General features: G+C 50.0%; 8 protein-coding genes and 1 tRNA gene. 3 read left to right on the plus strand and 6 right to left on the minus strand.

Annotated elements, in window-relative coordinates; translation table 11 throughout:
* The first annotated feature begins 5 nt into the window (after positions 1 to 5).
* Together VIR50_RS09475 and VIR50_RS09480 are read left to right on the plus strand one after the other, a co-directional pair.
* Positions 6 to 2,078, plus strand: a complete 2,073-nt coding sequence (locus tag VIR50_RS09475; RefSeq protein ID WP_331934883.1) for a RagB/SusD family nutrient uptake outer membrane protein — start codon at positions 6 to 8, stop codon at positions 2,076 to 2,078.
* A 6-nt stretch (positions 2,079 to 2,084) separates the two neighbouring features.
* Positions 2,085 to 3,605: an arylsulfatase gene (locus tag VIR50_RS09480; protein WP_331934884.1), complete on the plus strand. Its 1,521-nt coding sequence runs from the start codon at positions 2,085 to 2,087 to the stop codon at positions 3,603 to 3,605.
* A gap of 227 nt (positions 3,606 to 3,832) precedes the next feature.
* On the opposite strand, the gene VIR50_RS09485 is transcribed toward VIR50_RS09480, so the two are convergent.
* Positions 3,833 to 3,906, minus strand: a tRNA-Met gene (locus VIR50_RS09485).
* 504 nt (positions 3,907 to 4,410) lie between these two features.
* Here VIR50_RS09485 and VIR50_RS09490 point away from each other — a divergent pair.
* Positions 4,411 to 6,789, plus strand: a complete 2,379-nt coding sequence (locus tag VIR50_RS09490) for a zinc-dependent metalloprotease (RefSeq protein ID WP_331934885.1) — start codon at positions 4,411 to 4,413, stop codon at positions 6,787 to 6,789.
* A 781-nt stretch (positions 6,790 to 7,570) separates the two neighbouring features.
* On the opposite strand, the gene VIR50_RS09495 is transcribed toward VIR50_RS09490, so the two are convergent.
* Genes VIR50_RS09495 through VIR50_RS09515 form a run of 5 tightly spaced genes read right to left on the minus strand, consistent with a single transcriptional unit; the run spans position 7,571 to position 15,878 of the window.
* Positions 7,571 to 9,091: a hypothetical protein gene (locus tag VIR50_RS09495; RefSeq protein ID WP_331934886.1), complete on the minus strand. Its 1,521-nt coding sequence runs from the start codon at positions 9,089 to 9,091 to the stop codon at positions 7,571 to 7,573.
* A gap of 16 nt (positions 9,092 to 9,107) precedes the next feature.
* Complete coding sequence (locus VIR50_RS09500; protein WP_331934887.1) at positions 9,108 to 9,872, minus strand: DUF4843 domain-containing protein; 765 nt, start codon at positions 9,870 to 9,872, stop codon at positions 9,108 to 9,110.
* The gene (locus VIR50_RS09505) at positions 9,844 to 11,280 is read right to left on the minus strand and encodes a RagB/SusD family nutrient uptake outer membrane protein (RefSeq protein ID WP_331934888.1); all 1,437 of its coding nucleotides are present in this window, start codon (positions 11,278 to 11,280) and stop codon (positions 9,844 to 9,846) included. The genes VIR50_RS09500 and VIR50_RS09505 overlap by 29 nt, the downstream gene beginning before the upstream one ends.
* Positions 11,281 to 11,292: 12 nt before the next feature.
* Positions 11,293 to 14,460 (minus strand): SusC/RagA family TonB-linked outer membrane protein, encoded by a 3,168-nt coding sequence (locus VIR50_RS09510; RefSeq protein WP_331934889.1) that lies wholly within the window; start codon positions 14,458 to 14,460, stop codon positions 11,293 to 11,295.
* A gap of 23 nt (positions 14,461 to 14,483) precedes the next feature.
* The gene (locus VIR50_RS09515) at positions 14,484 to 15,878 is read right to left on the minus strand and encodes a RagB/SusD family nutrient uptake outer membrane protein (RefSeq protein WP_331934890.1); all 1,395 of its coding nucleotides are present in this window, start codon (positions 15,876 to 15,878) and stop codon (positions 14,484 to 14,486) included.
* Positions 15,879 to 15,888 lie beyond the last annotated feature (10 nt).

Raw genomic sequence — 15,888 nt, forward strand, 5'->3', positions numbered from 1 at the left:
AGCACATGAAAAAGATTATTATAACTTTATGTTCGGCAGCCTTGGTTTTGGCTTCGTGCAACGACGATTTCCTTGAAAAGTATCCGCTGACCGACCTTACGGAAGTAAACGCGTTTAAGGAGTACGATAATTTCAAGGCATTTATGAATCCGTGTTACGAAATGTTTACCAATACCACCATACGGACAAGCATTAACAGCAGCTATATGAACGCCCAGTTTTATGGTGATTGGTACGGTGGATTGGTAACAAATCGTGACAACTCACGCAATCCTTATGCCTATAAAACCATTACGGCGACCTCGGATGGCGGTGGATGGGACTTCGATTATATCCGCAGAATCAACATTATGCTCAGCCATTTGGATGAGGGTGTGTTAACAAAAGAGCAGACAGAACACTGGCGTTCGGTAGGTTTCTTCTTCTCGGCGTATTGGTATATGGAGCTGGTAGACCGTTTTGGGGATGTTCCATGGATAAATAAGGTCATCAGCGAGAAGGACGAAGCTACCTACGGACCACGCACGCCGCGTGCCGAGGTGGCCGATAGTATCATCGCACGGTTGGAGTATGCCGCCGCGCATATAGGAAACTTCAACGATGGTGATAACACCATAACGGCCAATGCGGTAAAGGCTGCGCTCTCACGTTTCTTGCTTCGTGAGGGAACATGGGCCAAATACCATGGTCTGAATGAGCCTTATCAGGCTTACTTGCAGAAGTGTCTCGCTGTATCGAAGGAGCTTATGGACGCTTATCCCACATTATATAAAGGTGTTGACAGTCAGAATACACCGGCAACCGGTTACGGTGAAATGTGGACTACGGAGAACTTGGCGGGTAAGCCGGGCGTTATCTTGTGCAAGGAGTTTGTGGATAACATGCTGATGAACCGCTATAATGACTTTGAGCACATCGCTGCCAGCTCGGCCGACGTACCGCAATATACGGTTGATATGTTCCTGATGAAGAATGGTAAGCCTATCGCCAATGCGGGATCGGGCTATCAGGGTGGCAAGGGAAAGGACATGTGGGACACCTTTGCCGACCGTGATCCACGCTTGTATCAGAATATTCAGCCTCCTTATGTGGTCGCTCCGAACAATGGTAAGTTTGATAATGTGAACTCCTTTAAGTCATGGAAGTTCCTCAAAGAGGGCGACAATAACCAAGGTCACGTTGTTACGGCGGAAGAAGCTGCCAAGTATCGTTATTATATAGATTACATGGGAGCCAATGCCAAGTGTCTGCGTGGTGGCGCGTTTGGTGGCGAAGGCATGAAACGTTGCCCCGGACAGAACTGGGGAGCGTCGTTAACGCCCGTGAGTCCGAACCTTACCACCGACTCGCGTGTGGCCTACATGCGTTGTCGTACGGGATATTATTTCTGGAAGAACTACGACATGTGGGAGTTCTCAACCGGTTCCTCTACTTTCTGTACGGCCGATAAGCCTATCTTTAAGATAGAAGAGGTGTTGCTCAACTACGCCGAGGCTGCGTGGGAATTAGGACAGTTCAATCAGTCAGTGGCCGATATGACCATCAACAAACTGCGTGAGCGTGCCTCTGTAGCCAAGATGGTTGTAGCTGAAATAAACGAGAGCTTCGACCCGAATCGTGATAAAGGTAATGCGAAATGGTGGACCGGCAAGGGAGGAAAGTTTGGCAATTACAATGTTGATCCGGTATTATGGGAGATTCGTCGTGAGCGTCAGATAGAACTCTTTGGCGAAGGTTTTGCCTTCTATGACGTGCGTCGTTGGGCAAAAGCTGCCTACTATGTGAATCGTCAGCCTTGTGGACTTTGGACAACTGCCAAGAACAACATCTACGCTCCTAAGAAGAACGAGTACAGTGGACAGTTTGTAGACTACGAGAAAATACAGACCGCCGGGCAATCGGCAGCGGAGAACAATTCCGTTGGCAGTGGATGGATCTATACTTATGAGAGTCCGCTCACAGCAGGTGGTTGGTTAGACACGTATTATCTGATGATGGTGCCAACCAGTCAGATAGTTCTCAATCCTCAACTCACGCAAAATCCGGGGTACAACGAACTGTTCGGATTAGGTAAATAATTGATTATGAAATTTAAAACTTCTGTTTTATTGGCCGAGTCTGTGGTGCTGGTGGCAGCTCCCGCAGGCGCGGCCAAGCTCGTAAAGCCTAATATCATCTATATCATGTGCGATGATATGGGCTACGGTGACTTAGGTTGCTATGGTCAACGGTATATCCTTACGCCCAATATCGACCGCATGGCCGCTGAGGGAATGCGCTTTACGCAGGCTTATGCCGGAGCTCCGGTGAGCGCGCCGTCGCGGGCCTGTATGATGACAGGCCAGCACACGGGGCATACCGAGGTACGAGGTAATAAGGAATATTGGGGTAAGAGCCCGGTCGTTATGTATGGGCAGAATAAAGATTACAGTGTGGCGGGGCAACACCCCTACGACCCCAACCATATCATTCTGACCGAGATAATGAAGGATAATGGCTATCGCACGGGCATGTTTGGCAAGTGGGCCGGTGGCTATGAGGGCTCTGTGTCTACTCCCGATAAGCGAGGTGTGGATGAATTCTTTGGCTATATCTGTCAATATCAGGCCCATTTGTATTATCCCAACTTCTTAAATGAGTATAGCCGGCAGCGTGGTGACAGCGGTGTTCGCCGAGTGGTATTGGATGACAATATACGTTATCCGATGTTTGGGCGCGACTATTACAAGCGGCCACAGTACTCTGCCGATATGATTCATGAGCGGGCAATGGCTTGGCTCGATGGTCAGGACGATAAACATCCGTTCTTTGGTATCTTTACTTATACGTTGCCACATGCGGAATTGGTACAACCCGACGATTCATTGGTAGAAGCATATAAGCGTAAATTCTTCATTGACAAGACATGGGGTGGTCATGCGGGCTCACGTTATAATGCCGTGGTGCATACGCATGCCCAATTTGCCGCAATGATAAGTCGGCTTGACGCCTATGTGGGACAGATTTTGGCGAAATTAAAGGCCAAGGGGCTTGATGAAAATACGCTTGTTATTTTCACCAGCGATAACGGTCCGCATGAGGAAGGTGGCGCCGATCCGACTTTCTTTGGCCGTGATGGCAAGTTGCGGGGAATCAAGCGACAATGCTATGAGGGTGGTATTCGCATTCCGTTTATTGTCCGCTGGCCGGGAAAAACCGACGCCGGGATGGTGAGTGACCTGCCTATCGCTTTCTATGACTTAATGCCAACCTTCTGTGACTTGGCCGGTGTGAAGAACTATGTGCGCAAATACGGTAACAAAGGTAGTCAACCTGATTATTTCGACGGTATCACTTTTGCCCCCACTCTTACGGGTAAAGGTATTCAAAAGCGCCATGACTATCTCTATTGGGAGTTTGCCGAGACCAATCAAATCGCTGTTCGTCGAGGTGATTGGAAATTAATTGTCATCAAAGGTCAGCCTCATTTGTATAATCTTGTTACTGACTTACACGAAGACAATGATGTTGCGGCCCAACATCCCGACATCGTCCGTCAATTGACTGACGTCATCCTGCGTGAACATATAGACAGTAAACTGTTTCCCATCACGCTCCCTCAATAATTATCTTTGCACTATTCACCCCATGATTAAAACGCTGTCATGGTGTAAGAATAATCCGACAAGAGTTGCGAAGAACTTTGCGACTCTTGTCGGTTTTGTAATATTATGAAGGAAGTAGTGCCGGACGTGTGCGTTATAAGTCAAATGTATACTTATTTCTTTAAACGAATTAAGGGATTTACAATGGCTATTGTAAATCCCTTAATCTAATAAGTTTTGCTTTATTGTAGCGGGACGGGGCTACGATCCCCGGACCTCCGGATTATGAATCCGACGCTCTAACCAACTGAGCTATCCCGCCTTGAACCAGCAAAGCAATGCTGTATTTGCGGGTGCAAAGGTAAAACATTTTTTTGGATACGCAAAATAAATGAAAGATTTTTATGTGATAATTAAAGAAAAAGCCGATAGAATGCTGTTGATAGGGGAGATGTTAAGCTATATCTTCATGTATTTGGATGTTCAGAATGTTGTCTTTTATAGGCTGATAGGGGGCTGTTGACTTATTAATATTGTATAATTATAGGCATTAAGTAAAAAGAATTTACGTTTGAATGGCTACCTTTGTATAAGGTAGGCTGCACTTGGCAAATTGATAATACATTCTCTTTGCACTCGTTTGCGCTACCTTTGTATAAGGTAGGCTGCACTCTGCAAATTGATAATACATTCTCTTTGCACTCGTTTGCGCTACCTTTGCCTAAGGTAGGCTGCACTCGGCAAATTGATAATACATTCTCTTTGCACTCGTTTGCGCTACCTTTGTATAAAGTAGGTAAGACCGAAAGAAAGATTCAATAAGTATATGAGAAGAGTATTATTAGCGTTAATGCTGGCAGCGGTAGTAGGTTTTCCCGCGCAGGCAAAGAAGAAAAAGAAAGCCACAGAGCCTAAAAAAGAAGTGCGAACACCGGCAAAGGAGGGGCTGTTCAACGTGCAACATTGGAAGGATAAATACTTTTTCCAAATACCGGACTCACTCTTGGGGCGCCTATTGATGGTCAATACTCGTTATGTTTCCACACCCGTGGACGCCGGGGTGTATGGCGGTGAGTTGGCCAACAGCCAAGTGCTTTACTGGGAAAAGCGAGATAAGACGATGTTCCTGCGGGCCAATATGTACGACACACGTACCGATTCAACCGACGCCATCGCCTTGGCGGTGCGCAACGCGACGCAAGATCCCATCGTATATTCACTGAAAATAGATTCCACGGTGACCGACCGCAACGGTCATAAGCTGTATAGCGTGGAAGTAACGAATATGTTTAACTCGGATAATTCGGTGTTTAGCATATTCAGCAGCTTGAAAGACAGAATCGGACTGACCTCTTTCAAGAAAGAACTTTCTTATATAGATTACATCCATACCTTTCCTATGAACACGGAAGTGGTGACCTTAAAGACATTCTCCTCCAAGAGTATGTCGAAGATACCGGCCGGACAACAGACCGGGAACATCACCATTAAACTCAACACCTCGTTCGTTCTCCTGCCCAAAGAGCCGATGGCGTTTCGTACTTTCGACCCTCGTGTGGGTTACTTTACCGAGGAATTCAGCGAGTTTGGCGACACCCAGCAAAAGGTTGACCGCCGAAAGGTCGTGTCACGCTGGCGCTTGGAGCCCAAGGATGTGGAGGCTTACCGTCGTGGGGAGTTAGTGGAGCCGGTGAAACAGATTGTATATTACATCGACCCAGCTACGCCTGCAAAGTGGCGTCCCTACCTCATTGCCGGCGTGAACGACTGGAACGTGGCCTTTGAAGCGGCCGGATTCAAGAACGCCATCGTGGGAAAAGAGTGGCCCAACGACTCTACGATGAGCTTGGAAGACGCCCGCTATTCGGTCATTCGCTATCTGGCCAGCGACATTCCCAATGCTTACGGACCCCATGTGAGCGACCCTCGCTCGGGCGAAATCATCGAAAGCCACGTTGGTTGGTATCATAACGTGATGTCATTGTTGCACGGTTGGTATCAGACGCAGGCCGGTGCCGTTGACAAACGTGCGCAACAAGCCCGCTTCGACGACGAGTTGATGGGCCAGCTCATTCGTTTTGTCAGCTCACATGAGATAGGTCACACGCTCGGACTGCGCCATAACATGGGCGCAAGCGCAGCCACGCCCGTCGACAGCTTGCGTAACAAGGCATGGGTGGAGAAATATGGCCATACGGCTTCTATCATGGATTATGCCCGATTCAACTATGTGGCCCAGCCCGAGGATAACATCGGCGACGCCGGAATATTCCCCCGCATCAATGATTACGACAAATGGGCCATCAATTGGGGCTACCGTTATTTCCCCGATAGCAAAGGCGAGAAAGACGAGAGGCTCACGCTCAACAAAATGACGATAGCCAAGTTGAAGGAGAGCAAGCGCTATTGGTTTGGCGGCGAGGGCAATGATAACGATCCGAAGGCCCAGACCGAGGATTTGGGCGACGACGCCATGAAGGCCGGCAGCTATGGCATTAAGAACCTGAAGCGTATCGTGAAGAACTTGGATAAGTGGAATTACGAGGAAGGCGACATGGATAATAACCTGCGGGCTGCCTACCGCAATCTTGTGACACAGATGGCCCGATACGCCGGCCACGTAGCTGCCAACATCGGTGGAGGCTACCATGACTATAAGAGCGTGGATCAACCCGGCGCCAATTTTGTGCCGGTCAGTCGGTCAACGCAGAAGAGGGCCATGGCATGGCTCGATGAATATGTGTTCACGGAGCCTGCTTGGCTCATATCAGAGCCCTATGTGAAACGCCTCGTAAGGGTGCCCCAAAACAATATTTTCCCTATAGCCGACCGGGTACTTGACCAATTGACCAGCGCCATGACCCTCAACTTGGTGAGCAAACACGCCTTTACCGCTGCCGACTATAAGCCGATGGAACTTGTAACCGACCTTGTGGGAAGTATTTTCAAGTCGACCGCGACCGGCGCGAAAACCACACTTTGGACTCGTCATTTGCAGCGTCGGGCTGTCACCAACTTTGTTAAGGCTTGGAAAGTGACCATCTTAGACGAGCAGCGTCCTTACGCCTTGTCGGCCCTGAACATGATAAAAGCCCGACTGCAGAAGGCCTCCGCGCCCGACGCCGACACACGGGCACATTATGCCGACTTGTTGGTACAGATACGGATAGCCCTATCGGGAATGCCGGTCATGAAAGAAAAATAAGGCAAATGGGCCATCGGACAAGTATCTGATGGCCCATTTCTTTAGTAGAGAAATAGGAAATCTTTAATTGAAAAGTCCTAAATTTTCAAGTGAGAAATCATAAATTTCGAGCCGGAAAATCATGAGTCTTTATTTGTAAAGTCGTAAATCTTTAGCCGGTAAATAATGAATCTTTAGTTGAAAAATGGCAGGTGTGCAGCTAAAAAACACCGAATTTTTCCTCTGAATTATTTTTACAAAAGGCTTCTAAGGGCTTTGTTATTTTAAAATAAAAATACTTTGGCTCAAAATAACGTCATTTTTCGCTATTTTTTATTTTGCTTATAATCAGGTGATTATATAATCATTAGGCGATGAAAGTCCTTTTATGATGGCTCATTACGTATGTAATGGGCCTTTTTTCGTGGTCTTTCTGCCATGCGAAAGCATTGCTTCGGGCCGCTAAAAAAGCCACTTCGACAAGCCGAAAGCTGCGTATCAGGCTTGCCGAAGCGGAAAAACATGCTTTTCATCGCCGTACGTGGACGCATGAAAAGCCGGATGATAAAATTTTCAAAGCACTTTTTTAGGCAATAAATCTTTACAAAACCGGTTTGGCGCCGGACTGTCCTCGTGAGGGTAGGAGATTGTCTTTATGGCTCTGTATTGCTTTGGTAGGATGGTTGAGCGGCTATCTCTGTCGCATAAAATATTTTCTCTTACAGCTTCGTGTTCCGTTATCGGGATGATGAGGCGGGCGCTCCCATGAAGCTGAAGACCATCGCTGCCGTCCTTGTAGCGCCTATAGGCACTTGGCAAAGTACAAGGCTCGCCCCGGGATAATGTGGTCGTACGATTGGAGTTTCTTGCCCGTGGCCGTTTCGTAAACGTAGAGCGAGGAGCGCTGCTGGGCTTTGTTGTAGAGCATAACCACCGTACAGAAATCCTCGTCGCGCAGGCCGGAGCCTTTCACTAACGGCACGACGTCGATAATTTCCTCCTCATTGGGGAAGGTGATGAGCTGCTGTGCCTTGTCCGTGTCAAACTGATTCATTTCGTAATAGTCGAAACGATAAATGCTGTTGGCCCGGGTAAAGAAGCCGTAACGCTGTCCGAACGAGCCCCACCAATAGCCCACGCTCCGGGCAAAGGTGGCGTCGAGGTCCATGGTCTGCTCCGATTTTAAGGGCTGCACCACACGTTTCAGGTAGTTGACGTAGAACCGATACATTTTGTATTGCCCGTTTTTCTTGCCAATCAGATAGATACGGTAGGACTGATTGGCCGATTTTCCCGTGGCCTCCGAGAAGCAACCGACGAGCTCATCCAGCCTGAAATCCTGCCCATCGGCCTTGATGTATTCCATTTCATCGTTGTAAACATGGTAGCAACCCACGCGTCCGTCGTCGTGAAGCACGAAGGTGGCTTTCTTATAGCGCTGGAATTGCTTGCTCGACATGGCTTGCTTCACGCCTTGCGACTTAACCCATGTTTGCTCATCGAACACGGGTAGCTTGCTGTCGGTGCCGTTGAAGACATGCAGGGTGCCGTTGCAGATGAAGTATTTGGTGGCACCGTAGCCGAAAACGGCGTTGTGGATGTCGATTGTCGGGGCCGTTCCCTTATACATTTTTGTGGCAACTTCGCCTGTGTATTCACCTACATTGAATAGGAAATTGTCCTCGGCGCTGGCGTTGCGGATAGACAGACAGCGGCCGTAGTCGGGTCGGTGATTGGTGAAGATGGCCAGTTCGCTGCCCGAGAGGAGCGCCCCGCTGAACTTGCCCGTCAGCGGTTCCTTGGGCGATATGCGGGCTATCATGTCGTCAAAATGGCGACTGAAGGCTGTCGGTTCGCCCTGCAGGGCCATCCATTCGATGGTGCCGCCCGCCTTCTCGTAGACACATACGTAGTTGGGCGTGTAGCTGCTGAGCACCTTGAAGGTGAATGTCTGTCGAAACTCGAGCCCATTCTCCTTGTTGTGAACAACGAAAGTACCGGGCACGTTGTTAGCCATGCTGTAGCCCGAGGGCAGACTTACGGCCCAATCCAAGTCGCGTTGGGTGCTGATAACCTCACCTTTGCCCACTATCCAACGGTAGTCGTAGGCCGTGCTGTCAGCCCCTTCGGACAGTCTTATCTCGGGCGTGAGGGTGAACTTGTCACCCTGATATAACGTGTAAGTGTCGCTGCTGATACCTTTCACGCCTACTACTTGTGGCAGATTGTCCGTAATATCGCCGTCCTTATTGCCGTAGCACGATTGTAGCACGACCATCATCAGGGCGGTCAAAAGCAGGTTTATATTTCTTGTTGTCATCATAGAAGCGAGTTAGCGTTTATTGGTCAAAATATATGCGGTTGCCCGTGGCGTCGTATTCTTCGTGCTCTTCAAACCATTGTATGCAGCGAGTAATCCAATACTCCAGTATAACGCTTTGCCCGTCGTCTTTCCAATTGGGGTCGGTAATGCCGCTTATCTGTAGGAAGACGGCGCATTTGCGGGCGTTGTAGGGTAGGCGGCGTAGCTTGCTGTTGTTCTCCCAGAAGGCCGGAGCTATCGAAAGGTTCTTCGTGAAGCTAATATCCATGTACTGATACTCGGCTATGCCGGCCTGAAAGTCGGCCGTCGGCACCAGCGCTATGCGCATTTTGTAGTTCTGTTCCTCGTCCATGCGGTTGATGTGGATGGTAAGCCGAATGCTGTCTTGGGCCATTCCTTTGCGAAACACTTGCTCCTCGGCCAGCGTGTAGAGCCCTTCGGTCAGTCCCGTTGATTCGCTCGTGACCACTTTTACCTTGTAAGTACGGTCACGGTTGTTGTCGATGACGCCTTGCAGTCGTACGGGAATGTGCAGCAGGTAGTCATGAATGTCGCCGCCAAGGAAGTAGGCATTGAAGGTATATTCCTCAGGATAGAGCGACGCCGAGCCAAAGATGGTTCCCTTGGCGATGTTGAGGGCCGTGCGTGAAGTGTCGTATTCGTTGAGCCGGTCCTCGCTACACGATAGGAGCATGCAGGCCGACAGCAGGATGAGCAGGCGCTCGAGACGGTGGGCATGGTAGCGGATGAGCTTATTTTCCATAACCAAATTGATTTTCATATTGTGGAAGTGGGAAGGTGTAATCGCTTTCTTTCAGGGCAATGGTGTTGCCGTTGTAGTGGCCGTCGTCAATGGTCGGCAGGTTGAGGCGCTTATAATAATAGAATAGCTGGCCCTCGCCCTTGAAGTCGCAAATGTATTCGTGGGTGATTTCATTTCGTATGTCGTTCTCGGAAGCGGTGGCGTTGACAGGCGCCTGCCCCCGTGCCGATTTGAGTGCATTGAGCAGTTGGGGCGCCGATGAGCTTGTGGTCTTGTCGTGCAGGGCACATTCGGCGGCGATGAGATACATTTCGCTGAGCTTTAGCAGTGGCACGACGGGGTCGCCGTACTTATGGCTGTCGGCCGTGAGCGTGGACCGCTGATAGCGTATGAAGTTGATTTTATTGTTGGCACTGGGGTTGCGGAAGAACCACGCACGGCGTACATCGTTCTCGCCATAGGCGTCGGTGCTCTTCACAAAGTCTTGTGTCATGACCTCATAATAGGCCCGTGAGGCCGAGAGGATGGTCTCATCGTAGAGCGCGAAAATCATTTCGGGCATGAAAATGCGGTCCGATTTGGTTTCTACTCCGTAGGCGTCGGTCTCCGAAACCTCCTCGGGCTTGACAAAACGGAAGCGCTTCGAGTTGATAACTTCTTGTGCGTAGGCCGCTGCCCGGTCGTAATGCTCGCGGTAAAGTTCGATACGAGCCAGCAAAGCCGTGGCAGCGTAGTAGTTCATGCGCTGCTGTCGGTTGTAAGTTATGTATTTATTGTTGATGGATTGGCCCGTAAGGATGGGGTCTTTCTTGAGTAGTGAGCGTGCCGTTGTCAGGTCGCTGACGAGTTGTTCCAAGAGGGCGGCGGTCGATTGTCGGGCTCCGAGGGTGGCACCGAAGTCGTTTTTGAAGGGCACATGCTTGGCCTCGCGGTCTACTTTGTAAGCGGGGCTGAACATACGCAGCAGGTCGAAGTACATATAAGCCCGCAGTGCCAACGCCTCTCCGTGCATGAGGTCGGCCACTTCCTTTGATAACAGCGTGGCGCTGTGGTCATCGAACTTGGAGAGAAGCAAGTTGTCGTTCACAATAGTGTTATACATTGACAGCCATATCTCGGAAATGATCTTTTCACCTTCGTCGGTCGCATAGTTGAATTTGGACCATTCAAGGCGGTCCGGGTCGTTTTCGCTCACGCTGTATTGCTGGGTGAGCGGCTCAAGGGCCAGCAGTGGCAGGTTGGCGCCATAGAGACCGGCGTCGCCAAGGCTCACGTAGAGACCGGTGAGGGTGGTGTAATAGCCGTCGGCCGACCGATACATTTCGTCAACATCGACATCAGACTTGGAACCGACGTCGAACCATGAGCAGGCCTGCATGAGCATACAAGCGGTTAATATGGCGATAAAATGCAGATTACGTTTCATTCGGAAGAGTATTTAAAAGTTCAATTGGGCGGAGAAAGTCATGGAGCGGGTGAAGGGATAAGCCAGTCCGCGCTCTTGACGTATGGTGCTTAGATAGAATAACTCGTTGGCTGTGAGCGATAGGCGGAGCATGGAAATCCACTTGTTGCGAAGCAGTTGCGAGGGCATGGTGTAGGCTATGCGCAACGATGTCATGCCAAGTCGGTTCTCGGTTTGTACGAAGCGTGAGGTGGCTTTCGTGGCGCTGTTGTCCCTGATGGCCTTGTAACGGGCTATGTCGCCCGGTTTCTGCCAGCGTTCGGTGAGCGCCCGACGGTCGTTGTTGACCATGTAGTTCACGTTTTCTATCTTGTCGTGCAGTGTGTAGTTATATTTGTCGGCCCCGAAGGAGTAGTTGAGATGGGTTCCCAGCTCCCATTCCTTATAGCGGAAGTTCATTCCGAGGTAGCCTTGGAGGTGGGGCTCGTTGACGTCAACGGCCACTTGATCGGCAGCATTCCATGTGTAGGTGGTGTTACCGTTGCGGTCGAGATAGATTTCACGGCCCGTTCCGGGGTCTATACCCAAGGAACGAACGGCGTAAAGGGTGTTCATGGAGGCGCCTTCCTTGAATAAGAACACGGTCGAGGCATTGCCCGTGGCTTCTTGAGCGCCCTTGTTGACGGTGTCGTTATAGCGTTGGAGCGTGTCCGAAATCTTCTCTATCCTATTGCGGTTGTGCGCTCCGTTGAGCGTGAAGTTAAGGAGCATGTCCTTGGTCTTGATGGGGGAGTAGCTTAAACTGAATTCTATGCCTCGGTTGGAGAGGTCGCCCATGTTGGTCATATAGGAATCGTAGCCGATGGAAGGGGCGATGGTGATGGTCGTCAGGTTGCCTTTCGTGATGTTGTCGTAGTAGTTCAGCTCGAAGTTCAGCCTGTTGTTGAGCAGTGATCCCTCGAAACCCAAGTTACGGTTGTAGGTGGTTTGTCCGTGCAGGTCGGGATTGCCGAGGGTGGAGATGATACCACCGAAGTAGCCTCCATAGACTTGTGGCAGGTACGAATACATGTTGCCGGCCTGATTGCGTGAGTAACTTTGATTACCGGTAGTGCCGATGTTGGCGCGGATGACCAGCCGATTGATGAACGTGAGCGGGCGCATGAACTTCTCGTTGCTGATGTTCCATCGCAGACCGGTGGACCAATAAGGTTTTTTCTGTTGCTTCTTGCCGTAGAGCGATGAGCCATCGAGGCGGCAGGTAAGGTCGAACAAGTAGCGATTATCGTAAGATAAGTTCTGATTAGTGAACACACCGGCCGTCCGAACGGTGTTCTCCGTTCCGGCGATGCGGCCATAGCTCTGGTATTGTATGGCGTAAGAGAGGTAGTCTTGCGTGTTTCCGAGGAAGCCGGTGAGCGTATATCCGTCGCTCTCGGTTTTGCTTTGACGGGCCTCGGCGCCGATAATGCTCTGTATATCCCACTTTCCATAGGAGTGAGTATAGGACAATACGAGACTGCTATAGTAGGTAAGGCCCGATGAGTTGCCTATTTGGTATTTGCCTCTTTTATAGAGTACATCGGGCGAACTGCTGGTATTGTTGTTGTCATTGATATAACTGAAGCTGCCGGGGGATAGGAATGCGTCGCTGCGACCGAAGTCATAACTTAACGACAAGGTGCCTTTAAGGCGGAGATCGCCGAGGACACTCCAATTGAAACCGAGGTTATCGGTTATATTGGTGGCTGCTGACGTGGCGTAGCTGTTGAGGTAGCGGGCTTCGTAAAGGGGCGAGGGTTGCGACGCTAATACGCCGAGTGCCATGTCGGCGGGGGCAAGATTGGCGATGGACAGCGTGCGGTAGTAGTTGCCGCTGTCATCTTTTTCACGATAATAGGGCAGGGCTGCCGTGTACGAAGAGAAGCGCCCGTAGGGCGACTCGTTGCTGTTGACCAAGGAGAATTGGAGATTGTTGCTGATGGAAAGTTTGGCGGAACTGTATATGAGTTTGGTTCCTGCTTCGTACGAGGAACGTCCCGACCCTTTCATGACGCCGTCGAGGTCGCTATAACCTAAGTTAACGGAGAAACGGACGTGGTGGTCTTTGTGCTCTTGTTTGCCCACGCTGCCTTCGATGACAAGCGAGTGTCTGTGGCGAAAACCGGCCTGTAAAGGTTTTGAAAGCCAGTAAGTATCGACGCCATTAAGGATGGTCCGGCGAATGGCATTGTAAGAATTGAGGTTAGCCCCCGGGTCTTCGCCCTCCCTATAAGCGTCGAAAATGCCGGCCGCATTTTGAAACTCAAGGGCTTCGGGTGCGTTCATGAGGTTGTAGGAGCTAAGGTCGGGCAGCTCAATCTTGCTGTTGAGCATGTAGCTAATTTGCAGTTTGCCCGAATCAGGAGTCTTGGTTTCGATGACGATAACGCCATTGGCGGCACGCGAACCGTAGATGGCCGCGGCCGAAGCGTCCTTGAGTAAGGTAATGCTTTTGATACGATTCATGTCGAGATCGTAGATGTTTCGCACATTCACTTCAAAGCCATCGAGAATAAAAATAGGGAGTGCCGTGATGGTTTGGAGGTTGCTTTGCGAAATATCGGGCATGGTATTTTGTCCTCGAATCTCTATTTGCGTGGGAACATGGTTGGGGTCTGAGCCGAATTTTCCGTACGTGTCAATCACTTGGAATGACGGATCAAAGACTTTCAATGCGTTAAAGAGGTTGGTATTGTCGACTTGTCGCAGCTCATCGCCCGACACTTGCACGGCTGTTCCCGTGAAACAGTTCTTCGTTTTTGAGAAATAACCGGTTACAACGGTCTCTTTGATTTCGTTGATGTCGGGCTGCATCTTGATAACAACGCTGTCAGCGGGCGTCACATCGACCGTATTGCTCAAGTACCCCAAGTATTTGGCGGTGATAAAGAGCTTCTCCCCGCTACCTTTTATGCGAAAGCAGCCGTTTGCTCCCGTGACGGTTTCGCCCAAAAGTTTATGCTTTGGCTTCATGCTAACAAGGCGAATCGTGGCTCCGATGAGTGGTTCGCCATATTCGTCCACTACCTGCCCGCGGATGGTCATGCCGTTTAGGTGGGTTGATGGCGTATTGCTTTTCTGGGCAAATGTGGCAGAAGGAAAAATCAGGAATAGGCCTAAAGAAAGTAGCAGATACGTTATCTTGTTATAAATCATCATATATCAACAGATGTAAGTGGTTCTTATTCAGGGAGTGAAGGCGATTCTGCCTGCCCCAGTCTCTTGTATAGGTAAAACAATTGGCCCTCGCCGAAGAGGTCGCGCTCGTATTCCGCATGGATAAGTTTCAAGAGTGTGTCTTTTGAAACTTGTCCCTCGGATTGCAGGAGTGTAGCGTTGTCGATGTTCTTACTCTCTTCTAAAGCCTTGATATAGGTAATCGCCTCGTCGAAACGGTTGAGTTGGGTCAGCGATTCCGCGGCGATGAGCGCTACCTCACCTATCTTTATATAAGGTATAGTTGCGGGTAGACCGGTCTCTACGCCCATTTGGCTGTAGACATAGCCCGATAACAAGGTTTCAGAACCAAACTTTGTAAGGGAATATTGTTGGTTGTCGGTTGCCTTGAACCATGCCCGATAGCGAATATCGGCCGGGTTTGGATAGATGGCATGTAATCTTTCGGTGACGGTAAGGCCGTCTTTGTTGCGTTGATCGCATAGCTTGGTGAATCCCTCCGGCCGTGTGGCGAGACCAAAAATATACTCGCGTGAAAACTCATAATCGCTTCCATACGTGCCCGGAGTGACATAATAAAACAGTTGATGACGGCTGTCGACATTACGGTTGTGGGCAAATACGGCTTCAGCACACTGCAACGCAGCTTGATAATCGCCACTCCACAAGGCTACACGGGCCTGAATGGCCTTGACGGCATAGTAGTTCAATTGAAGCGTTCGTAAGCGGCGGTCGAGTCGGCCCACCGCAACCAACGAGGAATTGCTGCTTTTTAGAATGGGATCGGATGAGCTTAAGAGCTTCTCAGCCTTGAGAAGATCGGCCTTGATTGCCTCCATGAATTGGGCTGTGGTCAGCTTTGGGGCTTTCTTTTGGGCAAACTTGGTGATATAAGGCAGACCGATGAAGTTGTTGTCCTTGGTCGGGAGTGGGTGATAAAGGCGCAGAAGGTCGAATTGCACGGCAGCTCTCAGGGCATAGCATTCGCCCAATACCACTTCTCTTTGGCCCGGATTGAAAAATACAATGTCGGTATTCTCGGCCTCTTCTATAATCTTATTGCATGACGTTACAGCCTTGTAAGCGGCTTTGGTCATGGAATGGAGCTGTTCTTTCAGCGCAGTGTTGGAATAGTTACGGTCGTATGCCGCTTTTTCGGTGGCGCTGCGAGGTTGGAATTCATGAGAAAGGAAATTCATCATGGTCATGTTGAGCGTACCGCCATAGAGCGTTTCGGCTCGTAACTGCGTGTAAATATCGGTCAGGGCCGAAAGGAATGCCCCCTCATCACCGTAGAAGCGTGAGGCCGGAATTGTGTTGTCATCGCCTTTTCTGTCGAAAAAATCGGAGCAACCGACGGTGAGTAATCCCGTTGCGAGCAGTATAAAGAGTTTCTTCATGCGCAATTGT

The sequence above is a fragment of the Prevotella sp. genome (assembly GCF_036570325.1).
Taxonomy (GTDB): Bacteria; Bacteroidota; Bacteroidia; order Bacteroidales; family Bacteroidaceae; genus Prevotella.

What these genes read in the sequence shown, in the direction of transcription:
- VIR50_RS09475 (WP_331934883.1), top strand. Translation starts at nt 6, where the DNA reads ATGAAAAAGATTATTATAACTTTATGTTCGGCAGCCTTGGTTTTGGCT.
- VIR50_RS09480 (WP_331934884.1), top strand. Translation starts at nt 2,085, where the DNA reads ATGAAATTTAAAACTTCTGTTTTATTGGCCGAGTCTGTGGTGCTGGTG.
- VIR50_RS09490 (WP_331934885.1), top strand. Translation starts at nt 4,411, where the DNA reads ATGAGAAGAGTATTATTAGCGTTAATGCTGGCAGCGGTAGTAGGTTTT.
- VIR50_RS09495 (WP_331934886.1), bottom strand. Translation starts at nt 9,091, where the DNA reads ATGATGACAACAAGAAATATAAACCTGCTTTTGACCGCCCTGATGATG.
- VIR50_RS09500 (WP_331934887.1), bottom strand. Translation starts at nt 9,872, where the DNA reads ATGAAAATCAATTTGGTTATGGAAAATAAGCTCATCCGCTACCATGCC.
- VIR50_RS09505 (WP_331934888.1), bottom strand. Translation starts at nt 11,280, where the DNA reads ATGAAACGTAATCTGCATTTTATCGCCATATTAACCGCTTGTATGCTC.
- VIR50_RS09510 (WP_331934889.1), bottom strand. Translation starts at nt 14,460, where the DNA reads ATGATGATTTATAACAAGATAACGTATCTGCTACTTTCTTTAGGCCTA.
- VIR50_RS09515 (WP_331934890.1), bottom strand. Translation starts at nt 15,878, where the DNA reads ATGAAGAAACTCTTTATACTGCTCGCAACGGGATTACTCACCGTCGGT.